This is a genomic window from Hungatella sp. SL.1.14, assembly GCF_024460495.1.
GTDB classification, from domain to species: domain Bacteria; phylum Bacillota; class Clostridia; order Lachnospirales; family Lachnospiraceae; genus Hungatella; species Hungatella hathewayi.
On the sequence record NZ_JANFYJ010000027.1, the window covers coordinates 36,875 to 50,918 of the forward strand.

General features: G+C 46.7%; 11 protein-coding genes and 1 pseudogene. 9 read left to right on the forward strand and 3 right to left on the reverse strand.

What is annotated here, in order from left to right; all coding sequences use genetic code 11:
* The first annotated feature begins 8 nt into the window (after positions 1-8).
* From NE473_RS24110 to NE473_RS24125, 4 genes are all read left to right on the forward strand, one after another.
* Complete coding sequence (locus NE473_RS24110) at positions 9-512, forward strand: ureidoglycolate lyase (RefSeq protein WP_006773437.1); 504 nt, start codon at positions 9-11, stop codon at positions 510-512.
* A gap of 9 nt (positions 513-521) precedes the next feature.
* Positions 522-1,910: an L-fucose/L-arabinose isomerase family protein gene (locus NE473_RS24115; protein WP_055651283.1), complete on the forward strand. Its 1,389-nt coding sequence runs from the start codon at positions 522-524 to the stop codon at positions 1,908-1,910.
* Between the two features lie 186 nt (positions 1,911-2,096).
* On the forward strand, positions 2,097-2,336 hold the full coding sequence (locus tag NE473_RS24120) for a hypothetical protein (RefSeq protein WP_006773439.1): 240 nt from the start codon (positions 2,097-2,099) through the stop codon (positions 2,334-2,336).
* Positions 2,337-2,600: 264 nt separating this feature from the next.
* The gene (locus NE473_RS24125) at positions 2,601-3,326 is read left to right on the forward strand and encodes a hypothetical protein (protein ID WP_055651282.1); all 726 of its coding nucleotides are present in this window, start codon (positions 2,601-2,603) and stop codon (positions 3,324-3,326) included.
* 553 nt (positions 3,327-3,879) lie between these two features.
* Here NE473_RS24125 and NE473_RS24130 read toward each other — a convergent pair.
* Positions 3,880-4,437: pseudogene (locus NE473_RS24130) on the reverse strand (thioester domain-containing protein); the annotation flags it as partial.
* Between the two features lie 370 nt (positions 4,438-4,807).
* Between NE473_RS24130 and NE473_RS24135 the strand changes: the two are divergent.
* The 5 genes from NE473_RS24135 (at position 4,808) to NE473_RS24155 (ending at position 10,581) form a co-directional block, all read left to right on the forward strand.
* Positions 4,808-5,311 (forward strand): CarD family transcriptional regulator, encoded by a 504-nt coding sequence (locus NE473_RS24135; protein ID WP_022031409.1) that lies wholly within the window; start codon positions 4,808-4,810, stop codon positions 5,309-5,311.
* Between the two features lie 299 nt (positions 5,312-5,610).
* On the forward strand, positions 5,611-6,660 hold the full coding sequence (locus tag NE473_RS24140) for a DNA adenine methylase (RefSeq protein WP_055651279.1): 1,050 nt from the start codon (positions 5,611-5,613) through the stop codon (positions 6,658-6,660).
* A complete protein-coding gene (locus NE473_RS24145; RefSeq protein ID WP_055651278.1) occupies positions 6,651-7,520 on the forward strand; it encodes a Dam family site-specific DNA-(adenine-N6)-methyltransferase in 870 nt (289 codons plus the stop codon). Before NE473_RS24140 ends, NE473_RS24145 begins: the two co-directional genes overlap by 10 nt.
* 137 nt (positions 7,521-7,657) lie before the next feature.
* Positions 7,658-8,503 carry a glycyl-radical enzyme activating protein gene (locus tag NE473_RS24150; protein ID WP_055651277.1) on the forward strand — a complete coding sequence of 282 codons (846 nt, stop codon included), beginning with the start codon at positions 7,658-7,660 and terminating at the stop codon, positions 8,501-8,503.
* The gene (locus NE473_RS24155) at positions 8,500-10,581 is read left to right on the forward strand and encodes a pyruvate formate lyase family protein (protein WP_055651276.1); all 2,082 of its coding nucleotides are present in this window, start codon (positions 8,500-8,502) and stop codon (positions 10,579-10,581) included. Before NE473_RS24150 ends, NE473_RS24155 begins: the two co-directional genes overlap by 4 nt.
* Before the next feature lie 29 nt (positions 10,582-10,610).
* On the opposite strand, the gene NE473_RS24160 is transcribed toward NE473_RS24155, so the two are convergent.
* Positions 10,611-12,362, reverse strand: a complete 1,752-nt coding sequence (locus NE473_RS24160) for a sensor histidine kinase (protein ID WP_055651275.1) — start codon at positions 12,360-12,362, stop codon at positions 10,611-10,613.
* Positions 12,362-13,849: a helix-turn-helix domain-containing protein gene (locus tag NE473_RS24165; protein ID WP_039891554.1), complete on the reverse strand. Its 1,488-nt coding sequence runs from the start codon at positions 13,847-13,849 to the stop codon at positions 12,362-12,364. The genes NE473_RS24160 and NE473_RS24165 overlap by 1 nt, the downstream gene beginning before the upstream one ends.
* Positions 13,850-14,044 lie beyond the last annotated feature (195 nt).

Below are 14,044 nucleotides of genomic sequence, written 5' to 3' on the forward strand. Positions count from 1 at the left end.
GGAAAAGCATGAGAGAAATTAAAGTACAGCAATTAAATGAGGAAGCATTTCGAAAGTACGGTATGTATCAGAGTCTGACAGACAATGAGCAGATGAAAAGCAGGGTGATACCCTGCGGAAGCTTTTATCCGGATTTACTGACTCTGGACTTTGCACAGACGACTCTGCCGACCATATCCTGCTGTCATGTGTTTCGGCAGGAACAGATGGTGGTGGATTTTATGGAGTACCATACCTGTACGTGTGAGGGACTGATCGCACTGGATGACGATGTGGTGATTTATGTGGGGACGCCGGATATGGGCGAATTGAAGATAGAGAATCTGGAAGCCTTCTATGTACCGATGCATACGTTTGTCAAGTTTAATCCAATGATTATTCATGGAGGACAGTACCCCGTTCATAAAGAGGAGGCCCATTTGATCTGCATGCTGCCGGGCCGGACATTTAACAATGATATGGTATTCCGTAAAATTGAAAAAGAGGAAGAAAAGGGCGTCCTGATTCTATAGGAGGATAAAATGCAGAAGAAAAAAATCATTTTAGGAGTGGCACCGACAAAGAGAAGCTTTCTGAGCATGGAAGAAGCGGTTCGCCAGAAAGAGCGTTTTATGGCGGTGATCAGAAATACTCTCTCTGATTCTGTAGAAATTGTGGATATTGATGATATCAGTGAGAATGGAATCTGCTGGAATATGGATGAGACGCGCAGAATCATAGAAAAATTCCGGACCGCCGGAATTGACGCTCTGTTTATCCCGTTTTGTGATTTTGGAGAAGAACAGGTGGCCGCAGCGATTGCGTCCGGATTTCATCTGCCTGTGCTGATATGGGGAGCGAGAGATGAGAGGCCAAACAGCGATACCAGCCGCGGCAGGGATACGCAGTGCGGTATGTTTGCAGCGACAAAAGTGTTGAGAAGGCATGGGGTGACATACAGTTACATCGTTAACTGTGAGACGGAAAGCGATGAGTTCCGTCAGGGGTACGACCGGTTTATCCGTGTGGCAGCAGTGCTGAAGGCTCTTAGAAATCTCCGTATTGCTAAGATCGGAAACCGTCCTGTACCGTTTATGAGTGTGATGACAAATGAAGCAGAGCTTCTCCGACGCCTGGGCGTGACCGTGATTCCGGTGTCGCCGGCAGACGTAAGTGCACGGGCCAGGAAGATTGCTGAAGAGAGTGGAACCGCGTTTTTACAGTATTATGGAGACCTGACTTCCAGAATGGATGCCAGTGCGATGAACGCGGAGGAGGTAAAGCTTTCCGCGGCCATGAAGCCCGCTCTTTTGGAGGTTATGAAGGAAAGTAACTGTACTGCCGGGGCATTTGAATGCTGGTCCGCCTTTCCCTCCCTGATCGGAGTTTGTCCCTGTGTCGTGCTGGGAGAAATGGCAGACGAAGGTTACCCGCTTGCGTGTGAGAATGACATCAATGGAGCGGTTACTCTGGCAATTCTCCAGGCCTGTAATCTTTATAAAGAACCGCCGTTCCTTGCAGATTTGACAATTCGTCATCCGGAGAATGACAATGCCGAGCTTCTCTGGCACTGCGGCCCATTTCCATATTCTCTTAAGGCGGAGGAGAGCAAAGCGCGGCTGGTGGATGGGCAGGAGCGCTTTGAACTGAAGCAGGGGCATATAACAACCTGCCGCTTCGATGACGCGGAGGGCCGGTACTATCTGTTTGCAGGAGAAGGTGATACAACCAGAGGGCCGGAGACAAACGGAACCTATACGTATTTGGAGGTAGATGACTGGAAGCGCTGGGAAGAAAAACTGATGTTTGGTCCTTATATCCATCATCTGGGCTGTGCATACGGTTCTTATAAGGAAGTACTCCGGGAAGCAGCACGCTATCTGGGGATCATATTTGACGACGCATCGGTACCGGGAGTAAGCAGTCTTTAACAAAATAAGCGAGAATTCTCCCGCCTCTATAGGTGGAGGGATGAAACGCCAAAAACAAGTTTAACGGCAGTGGCGGGCGGAGAAAAATCGGTATCCCCCATTGACATGAAGTCAAGCCGCGTATCTATAAGATGTAGTTGCACTCTGTGAAATTATCGAGCGTGGATTGAAACAAAGGAGATAAGAGTGAAATTCGAAAATATCCAAAATGTAGAGAAGCTTTTTCAGATTATAAGAGATGAGTGCACCGGAACCGTTGAACTTGTGTCCACGGAGGGTGACAGAATTAATCTAAAATCAAGACTGTCCCAATATATTTCCATGGTACGGCTGTTGGATGCGGAATTTGTAAGGGAGCTGCAGCTGGTTGCCTCAGATCCTGCGGATGTAGAGCGCTTATTGCGTTTTATGCGGGATGGAGAATAGAAAACGGTTGGGAAATGCTGCATTCATGACTGAACCAAGTATAAAGTATGGGGGTGATGCAAAACTGACGTAAGCTGGTTTTGCATCACCCCCTTCACGCTCTCTGTTTTATTTGGAGGAACAGAGCTTTATGATATCGGTTTTAGGAATTTCTTTTGTTTCGGCAGCACCTGCAGCAAAATGGAACGGGCAGGCATGGAAAATGAAAGTGGCAGTCTCCCTGCTGTCCCCCTGAGGTGTGGCAGCAGGAGGATTCAGGCTGACATGGAAACCATGATTGGGGCGGACTGCATGGCTGCCCCGGAGGACACGAGGGATCCTGGTTACATGGCCACTGCGGAGAACATGGAGGCTGCGGCGGGCATGGGGGCTGCGGCGGCCACGGAGGCTGCGGCGGGCATGGAGGCTGCGGCGGGCATGGGGGCTGCGGCGGACAAGGAGGCTGTGGAGGGCATGGAGGCTGCGGCGGCCACGGAGGCTGTGGAGGCCACGGAGGCTGCGGCGGGCATGGAGGCTCTGGGGGATAAGGTGGTTGCGGAGGCCACGGCGGTTGCGGAGGCCACGGCGGTTGCGGAGGCCACGGCGGTTGCGGAGGCCACGGTGGTTGCGGAGGCCACGGCGGTTGCGGAGGCCATGGCGGTTGCGGAGGCCATGGCGGTTGTGGAGGCCATGGCGGTTCCGGCGGATAAGGCGGTTGTGGAGGCTGCGGTGGATACGACGGCCACGGACCTACCGGAGGAAATGGCCAGCCGGGATAGGGTGGCATTCCCCAAAAACAGGGAGGAAACCATGGGAAGCCATTGTTTCCGCCACCGTTGTTGCTGCTGTTATTGTTATTATTATTGTTATTGTTGTTATTATTATTATTGTTATTATTGTTTGTACTATTGCTGTTATTATTTGTTATACAAATTCCTCCCTTTCCTGAAGAACCGGAATTGTGCATACTGGGATTTACGATGCATACACATATGGAGGCGGTTGTTGTGACCGGGTAATCTTCTAACGTAGCTCCGATTGGCTGATAGTTAAGCGTGGTCTCGGCAGTCGGATCCATAAGAACAACGCGGGTAACAGTGCCGGAAAGAGAGGCATTGACACGGAAGCACATTGCGTTATGAACCAGGCGCAGTGCAATATAAAATTCCTGACCAACGGCTGGGGACGTAATGGGATTTCCGCAAAAATCCATAAAGCTTGCAGAAAAATCCTCGCCGCAGTCACAGAAGGTTTCAATCGTTAAAACGGGAGTGCCTGTAAGGCTGGATCTCAAAGAGAACGGTCCTACGAGCAGCCGTCCGCAGACATTTCGTATCTCACTGGGACAGCCGTGGAAAACGAGATACGATTCTGACGGATTGGAGGGAATGGTTCCGGTGTTGCAGCAATAAATAAATTCCTGACGGCAGCAGGAGGCGCCGGTCCCCGGAGGATAGGAGTAGGTGGGCTGGGCAGCTGTATCGGCAAAATTACCCGCCATTTCGATCAGACGCAGTACAGTCTGATTCAGCCTGTCGGATTTTGGATGAGCAGCACCGTCAGAACAATTCAAAAATACTGCTTCAGACGGTGAGATCTGGCCTAAAAGCACCCAGATGGCTACCTGAACGGCTGCGTAGGCATCGTTGTTGTCCAGAGGTGGAGCCGCCGTATCATCGACTCCGACCAGGTTAAAGGTCTGGGAGGCGGAAACCGTCGGATAGGCATTTGCCAGAATCCATGCGAGCATCTGTTTCTGGCGCTCCGTGGCATCCGGAAACAGGGTCTCAAAAGTTTGACTCCGGTACGGCACGTCACCGTATGGTCCATCTTTAAATTTATCAAGGCAGTAGGCTGGTCCGGTGGTTCCGTTAGCTGTGAACGTAAATCTGAAAATCTGATTGTGATCGTCGCGGTTTAACCGATATCTGGAAGCTTCCGTGTCCGGAAGCGCACAGTAACTTCGTACTTCGGGATCTCCGGTAGCGGTTCCCGTCAAATCGGTTCCTGTATATAAAATAAACGGCCGTGAAGAAGGCGTGACGGTACCGGACGGTCCTGTCACTGCGATCTGTGTGCCCGGTGAGTTGGGGGCAGCCGGGGAGATATCTGTATTACTCATTCTATATCCTCCTTATCAATGGAATATGAGCCTGCAGGGATTTGTCCTGCATATTATAGAGTATGACAGGCTCTTCCAGTATGTTCCGGTATTGGTTTTGGGCTTTCGAAAGTCCGTAACCGGAAGCGTCCGGTGGGACTGCGGCGCCCCGGGCAGGGGTTGGGCAAAAAACTCATTCCAATGGCATAAATTTAAATACCATGAAAAAGACTGTCAAAAGCCATTGGAATGTGTTATAATAGAGATAAATCAAAATTGATGCTTTGGATGCATTCTCTTCTGAAGCGTCTTTTTTTTGTTCTCAGACGCAATGCTGTCTCTGAATAATCGATTTGGCGGTATCTGTTGGTTTGTTTCAAAGGAGGTTAAAATGTTTCAGGTAAATGATCATGTTGTCTATGGAAACTATGGGATCTGTGTGGTGAAAGCGATAGGAAGTCTGGAGATGGATTCTGTAGTGAAAGACCGGCTTTACTATACGCTGGAACCGCTGTATTCGGAGAAAAATACGATCTATACCCCGGTGGATAAAGAAGATTCCATGCGATGTGCGATAACGGAACAGGAGGCATGGAAACTGATCGATGGGATACAGGCACAGGAGATGATACAGGTTGCAGATGAGAAAAGAGCGGAACAGGCATATAGAGAAATTATGAGAACGAATGAGTGCAGTGGCTGGAGCAGAATCATAAAAACCATATATCTAAAAAACAGGAAACGGTTGGCGGAAGGAAAGCGGTATACAGCAAAGGATGATATCTATTTACGGCTTGCCGAGGACTTTCTGTTCCGGGAACTGGCGGCTGCGCTGAAGGTTAAAAAGGAAGATGTGGAATCAATTATATCAGACAGGGTAAAACAACTGGGCTGAGATAATGCGGCTGTCTGCTGAATGACAGCCGCGTTTCTTTTTGATAAAATATTCTGTATCGGATTGGCTGCCGGCAGTGAAGGCTGAACTGTTACAGAAAAACAATTTCTGTCAACTTTTTTAATGGCAAAAAAGCGAAAGGCATGGTAAAATAAGAATAATTGTGTGCAGTCAGACGCCTCGCAGTAAGCTGCGGGGGATTTGACACTGCAAATGGCTGCCGGGAACATGCTTGTATGCCCACAGGGGCCGCCGCTTATGCGGGAATCAACAAAAGTCGAAACAGAGGGACAAGAACAATGAGGTTTATCGGAAGCAAGACATTGCTGCTGGATCATATCAGAGCGGTTGCAGAGGAGAAGGCGCCGGACGCCCGGAGCTTCTGTGATATTTTTTCGGGAACAGCAGCTGTGGCGAGATATTTTAAACAGTGGTATGAGGTGTATTCCAACGATCTGTTGTATTTTTCATACGTACTGCAGCGTGCCACCATAGAGAATGACAGTATACCGGAATTTGACCGGCTGAAGGAAGAACTGGGGATTACGGATCCGGTGGAGTACTTTAACGGAAAAGAAACCCGGGATATGGAGAGCTTAGAGCAGAAGAGACGTTTTTTTCAGAATACGTACGCGCCCACCGGCGGCCGCATGTATCTAAATGATGACAATGCCCTGCGCATTGATTATGCCAGATGTATCGTGGAGGACTGGAAGACTGCAGGACTGCTGAATGAGAATGAATACTACTATCTTGTAGCCTGTATCGTGGAGGGAATCCCATTTGTATCCAATACCTCCGGTACGTACGGTGCGTATCATAAGAGCTGGGAACGGCGCAGCTATAAGAGATACCAGCTGTTCCAGCTGGAGGTGACGACGAATCACAAAGAAAACCGCTGTTATAACGAGGATGGGGCCGAACTGTTAAAGCGGCTGCAGGGGGACATCCTATACATTGACCCGCCTTACAACGAACGTCAGTATCTTCCGAATTACCATGTTCTGGAGACTGCGGCCAGGTATGACTATCCGGAGGTGACCGGCGTCACGGGACAGCGGCCCTATGAGAATCAGAAGTCGGAATTCTGTATGAAGAAGAATGTGACCGATGCCTTTGAACGGCTCATCAGCAATGCACGTTTTCAGCATATTATCTTAAGCTACAGCACGGACGGTCTGATGACGACTGAGGATATTGAAAGAATAATGAAGATGTATGGAAAGCCGGAGACCTTTCACATTTATGAAATTCCGTACCGGAGATATAAGAGCAGAAAGGTCAAAGAGACAGAGCGCTTAAAAGAGCTGATTGTATATGTAGAAAAGCAGGTGGAACCATGTATATAAAGAGCCCGCTAAACTATACCGGAGGCAAATATAAAATATTAAAACCGGTTCTGGGCGCATTTCCGCGGCAGATCGGCAGCTTTGTGGATTTATTTGCCGGGGGCTTTAATGTAGGAATTAATGTGGAAGCGGACCGTATTTTCTGCAATGACCAGATTACTTACTTAATCGGTATGTACGATATGTTCCGGAAGACGGATACGGAGGTGCTTCTTACAAGAATCCGCAGCCTGATCGGTTCGTATCAGCTGACTCAGCAGAATAAGGAAGGCTATTATGCGCTGAGACGGCATTATAATGAGAGCAGGGATTTGACAGAGCTGTTTGTTTTGACCTGCTATGCGTTTAACCATCAGATTCGTTTTAATAACAGCCATGAATTTAACTCTCCCTTTGGAAAAAACAGGAGCTCCTTTAATGGAACGATCGAAAAAAATTTAACAGCATTCTGCAGGGCCTTAAAGGAAAAGAATATTTCCTTTTATACCACAGATTTCCGCGAGATGAATCTGGATTTTTTGGGAGAAAATGATTTAATATACTGTGATCCGCCTTATCTGATTTCCACTGGCTCCTACAATGACGGGAACCGCGGGTTTAAAGACTGGCACGAGGAGGAGGAGGAGGCTCTCTTAACACTTCTGGACCGGTTAAATGAGCAGGGAACGAGATTTGCACTCTCCAACGTTCTGTATCATAAGGGACTTTCCAACGATCTTCTCATCGACTGGAGTAAAAAATACCATATCACCTGCATCGATAAGAGCTACGCCAACTGTAACTACCATTTTAAGGACAGAGATGCGGTGACTGTGGAGGTGCTGATTACTAATTATGTGCCGGAAGGCATGGAGGAATAGAAAGCGTCACTTTGATTAGCTGAGCCGTAGAATCAGGCATGGATAATCAAAGCGGCGCTTTTTCTATTGACATTTCCTGTGTTGTCTTCTATAATTACATTAACGATAACATTAACGTTAATGTAAAAGGAGTGAAAATGAGAGAAGGAGTCGTTTTCGATGTAGAGGAGTTTACTGTTTTCGATGGTCCAGGCCTTCGGCAGACTGTGTTTTTAAAAGGATGCCCGTTAAGATGCAGCTGGTGTCATAACCCGGAGGGGCTGAGTGGGGTTCCCCAGTTGATGGTAGGTACGGCGTCCTGCACCGGATGTGGGAAGTGCAGGGAGGTGTGCAGACATAAGACGTGTATTAGCTGCGGGGAATGCATTCCGGTGTGTCCCCTGCATCTGAGACGGATTGCCGGAGAGAAGATGACATCAGAGGAGCTGATCCTCAGGATCCGAAAGAGCAGTGATTACTATGCCAGGTATGGAGGCGGAGTTACATTTTCGGGTGGAGAGCCGCTTATGCAGGCGGAATTTTTAACGGAAGTTTTAAGCGGGATTCCAGAGGTACACCGGGCGGTAGAAACCTCTGGATACTGTGAAGAAGACGTTTTTCGGAAGGTGATCGCCCATCTGGATTACGTGATGATGGACATTAAGATGTTTGATGCGGTTCTTCACAAAAAGTATACAGGAGTGGATAATAAAAAAATTTTGGGGAATGCCCGGATTCTCTGTGCGGGAGAGATTCCGTTTGTCATCCGTATCCCTCTGATTCCGGGAGTGAATGACAACGAGGAGAATTTCAGGAGTACTGCCAAGTGGATCGCAGGGGCAAAGGCGCTTATAAAGGTAGAGCTTCTGCCATACCATAAGACAGCAGGCGCTAAGTATGCTATGGTAAAGAAAGAATACCGGCCGGCGTTTGATCCGGAACAAACTGTTTGGGTGTCGCAGAAAGTATTTGAAGAATATGGAATAAGGAGCGAGGTATTATGACAGAGAATATTGAAAAAATGCGTCAGTTTTTTGTAGTGGATAAGGGACAGAAGGCCATGTGGCAAGAACCGGAGGACCCTTATATTTTAGCAGAACAGTTTGCGGCAGAACAGATACCGGATGTGGATCGGGCAGCCAGGAGGCTGATTTATGTACTGGATAAAGAAGAGCCCGTCTTATTTGAGGGAGAGCGGATCGCGTTTACCAGAACGGTGACGACGATACCGGAGATCTTTACAGAAGAGGAGATGAGAGATTTAAAAAAGACACACTGGATCCATGAGAAGGGTGATGTGTGCAATATCAGTGTCGACTATACGAAACTGCTGAATCAGGGATTTTATGCAAAGAAGACGGAGCTGGAAGCTCTTAGGGAAGAATTTTTCCAGCGTGGTGAGAGAGAAAAAGCTCATTATCTTCAGCTGCAGATTGATATTCTGGATCACGTACTTTCCCTTGCATCCAGATATCAGAAATTGGCTGAACAGAGGGGGAATGAAGTGGTTGCCAAAACGCTGCTGTCTGTTCCTGCACACGCACCGCAGAGTTTTCTGGAGGCGCTTTCTATGTTTCGGATTATCCATTTTACCATGTGGTGCGGGAGGAACTACCACAACACAGTGGGCCGGTTTGATCAGTATATTTATCCATACTTAAAGGCTGATCTGGATAAGGGGATACATACGAAGGAGAGCGCGCTGGAACTGCTGGAAGAATTCTTTTTAACCTTTAACCGGGACAGTGATTTATATCCGGGCATGCAGCAGGGGGATAACGGACAGAGTCTGGTGCTCGGAGGATTAAATGAAGATGGTACAGACAGCTACAATCTCTTGTCGGAATTGTGTTTAAAAGCCAGCCTGGAGCTGAAGGTGATTGATCCTAAAATCAATCTGCGAGTGCACGAAAAGACTCCGCTGGATACATATATATTGGGGACACAGCTGACAAAGCAGGGGCTTGGATTCCCGCAGTATTCCAATGACGATGTGGTGATTCCGGGGCTTATGGAGCTGGGGTATGAGAAAAAGGATGCTTACCGCTATGTAGTAGCCGCCTGCTGGGAATTTATCATTCCAGGCACAGCCATGGATATTCCTAATATCGAAGCTCTTTCTTTCACAAAGGCTGTCTCCGACGCTGTCATGGAGAAACTGGAGCAGTGCCGCTCCTATGAAGAGTTTGAGGAGGCGGTAAGAAACAAGATTAATAGTCAGGTTGAAGCATTATGTAAACAAGTGAATGGGGTCTATCTATATCCAGCGCCGTTTTTATCCCTGATGATGGAAGGCTGTTGTGAAAAAGGAATTGATGTGTCCCTCGGATGTAAATATAACAATTACGGGTTCCATGGAACAGGAATCGCCACAGCGGCAGATTCCATGGCAGCCGTGAAAAAATTTGTGTATGAGGAAAAGAGCACGGATGCCCTCAGTCTGGTTAAGGCCCTTAAGAATGATTTTGAGAGCGACGAGCTGCTTTGTAACCGGCTGCGCTATGAATCTCCCAAGATGGGAAATGATAATGATTACGTAGATGGGATCGCGGTCCGGCTGCTGAACATTTTTGCAGATTCCTTAAAGGGAAGAAGCAATGACAGAGGCGGTATTTACCGAGCGGGAACAGGATCTGCCATGTACTATATTCGTCATGCCGAGAATCTGCCAGCGACTCCGGATGGAAGGCGCAAAGGAGAGGGGTTTGGTGCAAATTACTCACCCAGCCTGTTTTCCAGATGCAGAGGTCCTGTGTCGATTATCCAGTCTTTTACCAAACCGGATTTGAAACGGGTAATTAACGGAGGACCTCTGACGCTGGAACTTCATGACACCGTGTTCCGAACAGAGGAAAGCTGTGCCAAGGTCGCGGTGCTGGTAAAGTCTTTTATGGATCTGGGAGGCCATCAGCTTCAATTGAATTCCGTGAACCGGGACACTATGTTGGAAGCGCAAAAACATCCTGAAAATTATAAGAACCTGATTGTACGGGTGTGGGGCTGGAGCGGCTATTTTGTGGAATTGGATAAGGAGTATCAGGATCATATTATCCAGCGGATGGAGCTGATGCTGGCTGTTTAGGAGGAAAGCTGCCAGATAGCTGCTGTTCTTTACGCATTTCTTACCGATTCATTTTTTTGCCCTATATCACAGGGAAGTCTGACAAATGCTGTAGTTCCTCTGTCTGGTTTGCTGGTAATCGTAAGGGTATACTTGTCTCCATAGAGCAGTCGCAGCCTGTCGTTGACATTTTTCATGCCATAGCCGCTCGTCTGTACGGAAAACAGATGTTCTACAGCTTCCTTTTCCATGCCACAGCCGTTATCCTCAATCCAAATAGAGATAAAATCTACTGCCATGTACTCTTCTTTTTTTACGGTGACAGTCAGCTTTTTGTCCTTCTTCAGACTGTTCTTTAAGCCATGGTCCAGCGCATTTTCCACCAGTGGCTGGAGAATGAAATTGGGAAATGGAACGCCGGCTAAGGCCTCCTCGATGTTGTAAACAACTTCGATGGACTCGCTGTAGGAGAAGAGCTGAATCTTTACATAGGCCTGAATATTCATCAGTTCATTTTCAAGTGTAGTGATATCTTTTCCTTTATTCAGCGCAGTGCGGTAAAACGTGGACAGGAGAATGACCATTTCGCTGATATCGTTCTGCCCGGACAGAATCGCACGGCTGTTGATAAGTGATAAGGAATTATAAAGAAAATGTGGATTAATCTGTGCATACAGAATTTTTTGTTGATAATTCTTCTTTTCCAGCTCGTGTTTTAAGTTTACCATAATATAGTGATTGATTTCCCCCATCATACGTGAAAATGTTTGAAAAAGCGTGCCGATCTCATCGTGGCGTGAACTACCCAGGGAAACCGACAGATCATTCATATCTCCGGTACGCACCTCGTCGATCTTCTCAGTCAGATTTTCGATGGGGGTGACGATAGAAACTGAGATGATTAAGACCATGACTCCGAGGAACAGAAGGATAATCCAGCCAAAGGCATAAGTACCGCGGGTAATCGCATTGACTGCACTGTGGATGGAGGTGTAAGTCTTATAGTAACAGATATTCCAGCCTGTCTCCGGTATGGAGGAAGTCAGTTTTAAGTACCGGGTATCAGATAAATCAGTTAGAAATGCTGTCAGTTCCTCCCTGGGAAGATCAGAGGTGGAAAAGATCAGACTTCCATCCTGAGCCGTAACTGCAACATCGTATTTGTCCTCCGAGAGAGATAAAAACGGTTCAAAGAACATATCATAATTAATTCGGAAGGAGAGGTAATTTGAACTCTTGTACTGCCTGATATCTCCAATTAGTCTGGTGGAGTAAAGATATGGTTTGCCGTCTTCCACGGCAGAGACCCAGGTAGGAATATACTGGTTATGTACCTGGGGAAACCATTCCTTCTGATACAGGCTGTCCAGACCCAAAATATAATTATTATAAGGATGAATATCACCGGAAGAGTAAATTGTGATAGCCTCCAGATCCGGATACAGGGCATAGTAGGTGAGAAAAAGAGGTTCAATGGTGTCGGAATAAGCCTTGTACATTTGGAAATAATCGTCATGATAGCTGGTATTTAATACCTTCATAATAGCATTATTATTAAACATGAAATTAGAAAGATTATTATAAGTGATTAGCTTATTGTCTACAGAACTGACTGCCTGCTCCAGTGCAAGTTCGGTCAGGGACCGCTCTCTTTCCAGGATGATCCGGTTGGTATAGCGATTGGAAAGGATGATATAGCACAGGAACGGAAGTGCACCTACCAGCAGAAAGACGATCAGGACTTTTCTGCGGATCCCCATGTCCAGAAAGCCCCTTCTGATTCGTTTTAGAGTATTTACCATTAGTAAGTCTCCTTCTGGCGGTAATTTTCCGGACTTTCTCCATAGTAGTCGCGGAAACGCTGGGAAAAGTAGGAGGGATTGGAGAATCCCACGGTTTCAGCTATTTTGTTGACTTTCATCTCTGTCTCCAAAAGCAGTTTTGCGGCCTGTTCCAGTCGGTATTCATTGATAAATTTCATCAGATTACATCCCGTCTCTTTTTTAAATACGGAGCAAAGATAATTGGGACTTATGTAAAAATGGCTGGAGATATCATTTAGAGACAATGGCTGGGTGTAATTCTGATAGATATACTGCCGGATCTTATCTGATTTCAGACAGCTTCCCTGATTTTTCTGCGTCTGGCTGAGCAGTTTTTTGGCCTGACTGCAGGTCATGTCCATCAGTTCCACGATGTTTGCAGAACTATAGATTTTTTCTGCCACTTTGTTTAAATCCGGCTTTTGATCGTCTGGAAGGTAATGGATTATTTCTTTCATCAACTCGGTGAAACAGTACTTGACGAAAATCAGGGAGTGGGTTTTCTCATGCTTTAAAGATTCAAAGAGATCCTCCAAATGATGCATCAGGGAGTCATAATCCTTCAGGCGCAGATCATCGGATACGATATCAATGGAAATATGACCGGAGGCAGCGTAAGGGTGATCCGGACCATCCGGCAGAAAAATGTTTTGTTCTGGAAAGAAAAAGTGATTCTCCAACCGTTTTTCCAGCTGTGTATAAATCTGGCTTATGGAACTGTTGTCAGGGAGATCCTGAAACGCCACACAGCATTTCTGATTGAATTCTTTTTCAGCACATAAACATACAGCCTGTGCACAAGGAAAGAGAAATGCCTCCTCCTTAAAGAACAGAATGCTTCGGGCTGGATCAAGATTCAGATAGTCAAAAGGGACAGTGAGGATGCCTTCCAGTTTTTCCTGAAAGGATATGCCTTCCAGACTGAAAAATTCATTGCTGCATTCGATTAGCATAAGGCCGGTATAACGATCCTTAAAAAATGAAGAACTGTCTGCAGGCGTACCATTTTTTCCATTGACAGCCAGCCATAGCATATGATTTTTTAAAAGTCTGGTCTCACTGCGGCGTGTCTGGATCTGGCGGTTAGTCTCCTCTACTCCGTTAATAACGCGAGTCATGACAGAAACGAATTCATCAGGAATGACCGGTTTCATCAGATAATCTTCTACGCCAATGGTGATGGCGGTTTTGGCATATTCAAAATCATTAAAGCCGCTGAAAATGACGATTCTTGTATTCGGTGAAAGCTTTCTCACCTCTTTGGACAGTCCCAGGCCATCGAGAAATGGCATACGAATATCCGTAAAAAGAATATCAAAATGATTTTCAGGGTTCTGAAAGAGTCCCAGAGCCTCCTGGCCATTTACCGCGGTGGCAACCTCAAGAGGCAGTTCGTATTTATTAATAAGAAATGTGATGCAGTCAACATCGAGAACGGAATCATCGACGACTAAAATCTGATACATGGCTAACACTCCTTCCATTCATGTAAATCTATAAATTTATTCTAGCAGATTTTCCAGCAGGATAACAGTGGAAGGCCATAAAAGGGTAATTTTGTGATAGGAATGCGAAAAACCTTGTATATACAGGGAAAATACCAGAGGATATAATAAAGACATGAAATAAATCGCTGCTTAAGGCGCCGTAAGCAGCAGGGG

Coding starts and splice junctions, on each gene's coding strand:
- NE473_RS24110 (WP_006773437.1), top strand. CDS start 9: ATGAGAGAAATTAAAGTACAGCAATTAAATGAGGAAGCATTTCGAAAG.
- NE473_RS24115 (WP_055651283.1), top strand. CDS start 522: ATGCAGAAGAAAAAAATCATTTTAGGAGTGGCACCGACAAAGAGAAGC.
- NE473_RS24125 (WP_055651282.1), top strand. CDS start 2,601: ATGGAAACCATGATTGGGGCGGACTGCATGGCTGCCCCGGAGGACACG.
- NE473_RS24135 (WP_022031409.1), top strand. CDS start 4,808: ATGTTTCAGGTAAATGATCATGTTGTCTATGGAAACTATGGGATCTGT.
- NE473_RS24140 (WP_055651279.1), top strand. CDS start 5,611: ATGAGGTTTATCGGAAGCAAGACATTGCTGCTGGATCATATCAGAGCG.
- NE473_RS24145 (WP_055651278.1), top strand. CDS start 6,651: ATGTATATAAAGAGCCCGCTAAACTATACCGGAGGCAAATATAAAATA.
- NE473_RS24150 (WP_055651277.1), top strand. CDS start 7,658: ATGAGAGAAGGAGTCGTTTTCGATGTAGAGGAGTTTACTGTTTTCGAT.
- NE473_RS24155 (WP_055651276.1), top strand. CDS start 8,500: ATGACAGAGAATATTGAAAAAATGCGTCAGTTTTTTGTAGTGGATAAG.
- NE473_RS24160 (WP_055651275.1), bottom strand. CDS start 12,362: ATGGTAAATACTCTAAAACGAATCAGAAGGGGCTTTCTGGACATGGGG.
- NE473_RS24165 (WP_039891554.1), bottom strand. CDS start 13,849: ATGTATCAGATTTTAGTCGTCGATGATTCCGTTCTCGATGTTGACTGC.